The 3,137-nt window shown below is 47.0% G+C and carries 3 protein-coding genes; all 3 read left to right on the top strand.

The features are described 5' to 3' along the window. A partial coding sequence (locus MHN01_RS22335) for a Na+/H+ antiporter family protein (RefSeq protein WP_239413529.1) occupies window positions 1-1,031 on the top strand: 1,031 nt, incomplete at its 5' end. 184 nt (window positions 1,032-1,215) lie between these two features. Continuing rightward, a complete protein-coding gene (locus MHN01_RS22330) occupies window positions 1,216-2,544 on the top strand; it encodes a response regulator (protein ID WP_239413528.1) in 1,329 nt (442 codons plus the stop codon). Between the two features lie 145 nt (window positions 2,545-2,689). Further along, window positions 2,690-3,137, top strand: a 448-nt coding sequence (locus MHN01_RS22325) for a transporter substrate-binding domain-containing protein (RefSeq protein WP_239413527.1), incomplete at its 3' end; no start/stop codon positions are given.

Below are 3,137 nucleotides of genomic sequence, written 5' to 3'. Positions count from 1 at the left end.
CAGGTGTGAAATACTCCGTTCTTACCATTTTAGTGCTTCTAGCCATCTCTTCTCAGAACGCCATTCCGGTTCATATCGCGTTTATTCCGATTGTGATCCCACCCCTGCTGCATGTATTTGCAAAGCTGAGGCTTGACCGCCGCCTGATCGCCTGTGTGCTGACCTTCGGTCTGGTTACCCCTTATATGGTGCTGCCTGTCGGCTTTGGTGGTATTTTCCTCAATAACATTTTGCTGAAAAACCTGCATGACAACGGTCTGGATGTGACAGCCGGCCAGGTGCCATATGCGATGTTACTACCTGCACTGGGCATGATTTTCGGCCTGCTTGTGGCTACGTTCTTCAGCTACCGTAAGCCTCGTGAATACTCAGAAGAAAAGATCCTGGCCAGCGAGCCGGAGCATGCTGAAATCAACATGCAGCATGTCTATATTGCCGTTGGTGCAATCGTTGCGGCACTGGGGGCCCAGCTATACAGCGGCTCTATGATTATCGGTGGCCTGATTGGTTTCATGGTGTTCACATTTGGTGGCGTGATCAAGTGGAAGGAAACCCATGATGTGTTCACCAAGGGTGTACACATGATGGCGATGATTGGCTTTATCATGATTGCCGCAGCCGGTTTTGCCTCGGTAATGAAAGCGACTGGCGGTGTTGAAACCCTGGTTAGCTCTCTGGCCGATGTGATTGGGGATAACAAGCCACTGGCTGCACTTCTAATGCTGGTTGTTGGTCTGCTGGTGCCCATGGGGATCGGTTCTTCATTCTCTACCATCCCAATTCTGGCAACTATCTATGTTCCGCTGTGTCTGACTTTTGGCTTCTCGCCACTGGCAACTGTTGCCCTAGTCGGTACTGCCGCCGCTCTGGGCGATGCGGGCTCGCCTGCCTCTGACTCAACATTAGGCCCGACAGCAGGTCTTAATGCCGACGGTCAGCATGAGCACATCTGGGAAACCGTTGTTCCTACCTTCATCCACTACAACTTACCACTAATTGGCTTCGGCTGGTTGGCATCGATGATCCTGTAGAACAACAAATCAATACGAAATACAACAATAAAAGGCCGCGAAAGCGGTCTTTTTTGTTGTTTCGCCCTAATTACATTCACTTCTGTTAATTATCTCAAAACATAGCCAATAATTTTCATATGTGATTTTTCTAAACTATAGTTGATTCATACGGATACGTGTTTTTTCGTGATGGGGCTTCTATATGGAAATACTTGCTCAATCAACCTACCTGATCATCGATGACAGCAACATTATTCAGAGTGCTACCCGTGCATTGCTTATGAAGCTCGGAGTACCTATGAATAATATAATTAGTACGGCCAGCGCCAAAGGTGCCATTGCTGCCTGCAACAAACAGAAGTTCGACATTCTGCTTATCGACCATAACCTCGGGACAGGAAGCACCGGATTGCACCTGCTTGAGTTTTTGCGTTACAAGGAGATGCTCAAACAACAGGCACTGGTTTATATTGTTACCGGCAACGACAGCCAGGATGTATTTCTCGGCTACTCGCAGCTTGAACCCGATGGGTACCTGATCAAGCCCATACGCTCAGAAGACATTATCAAGCGTGTGTCGTCCGGATTATTAAGACGCGAATTCTGCCAAACCCTCGAGCAGGCGTTCAACAAAAACGGGTTGACCGATGTTAAACCACTGTTCGCCGGTGCGCCAGATACTATGGCATTAAAAAATGGCATTCTTCATATCGTCAATCTGCTGTGTAAAAACCAACAATACGACGAAGCGCAGGCAATGCTTTCCGGATTGCTGCAACTGCACAACCACCTACCGGCTAAAATCAAGCAAGTCGAAATATTATTACGCAAACAGCAACATCAGCAGGCACTTCAACAAGTCAACACCCTGATCAAAGAAAATAAATTCAATGTCCGCCTGCTATATCTCAAAACGGAAATCTGTATCGAGGCAAACCGCTGGCCTGAAGCAGAAGATACCATTCAGCAAGCGTTGAAGTTAAACAACAGCAGCATTGAACAAACATTGAATATTGCATGGCTACATATTGCCAGCGGTCATTTCGACAAAGCTATACCGCACCTGCTGCATGTTGCCCATCTGCTACCTTATTCGATGTGGGACAATTCAGGTCGTCGTGGTTTTGCTGTCTATGCCGACATGTTCAATACAGAGCTAGAGCCGCTGCAAAACTGGCGGGCTGATACCGCTTGGTATCGACTAAGCAAAGGAAACGAGAGTCAGTTATCTTCAAAAGCCACCCTCAAAACATTGCAGGCATTGCGACTAAATCGATTGGGCAATGCCGAGCTAGCTGCTGAGCTGTTAGGTCAAATCCCCGAACAGGACATTACCGATTTCGAAACCGGGTTTTTAATTTGTCTTGGTTATCGCGAACTTGGGCTCAATGAACAGCTTAATCAAATGAAGCTCAAACTTGATGAACTGAACATACATTCCACCACAACACCGTCACTCTCGCGACTTCAGTGTTTGGCTCTGAAGGAGCTGGGGAATGTTAACACCCCATCTATGACAGTGGCTGGTTAACAGGATGAAATAACGACTGTGGGCTGGATGATTTCCATATCTGGATTTCAGGAGAACTGATCTCAATGCATTGATTTACGAGAAATCATAAGACACAACTCATTTTAAATTGCTCTTAGAACATTGCTTTACAAGGATGTAGGGAATGATAACCGAACAGTTCTTTCACCGGACCAGGTGTTTTTTTATTACCTGTTGTCTGCTCTTGAGCATCTTGCCAATTCCCGGCCAGGCTGATCCACAATCATCAGTAACGATCGTTAGTGACAAGCCCCACCTTCGAGTCGGTCTTCCCGGTTTTAGTTTTCCTCCCTATATTTTCGTTACCGAGAATAAAGAAGCCTCCCCTGACACCCGCACAACGACAGAAGTTCAGGTTGACGGGTTACTAATTGAGGTCCTCGGCCAGGTCGCCAAACATGCCGATTTTACCTACGATATTACGTTTTATTCGACTTATAACGAGGTCGTCACAGCCTTTAAAGCCGGTGAATTGGATCTCCTCCCCGGAGTAACCTCAACTTTCAGCCGCCAACAATATATGGCATTCAGCGAACCGATGTTTTCAATACGGCGGGGAGTGATCACTAAGA

The organism is Photobacterium sp. OFAV2-7 (assembly GCF_022347985.1).
GTDB lineage: Bacteria > Pseudomonadota > Gammaproteobacteria > Enterobacterales > Vibrionaceae > Photobacterium.
This window is presented reverse-complemented; position numbering and strand designations above follow the sequence as displayed.

What these genes read in the sequence shown, in the direction of transcription:
- MHN01_RS22330 (WP_239413528.1), top strand. Translation starts at nt 1,216, where the DNA reads ATGGAAATACTTGCTCAATCAACCTACCTGATCATCGATGACAGCAAC.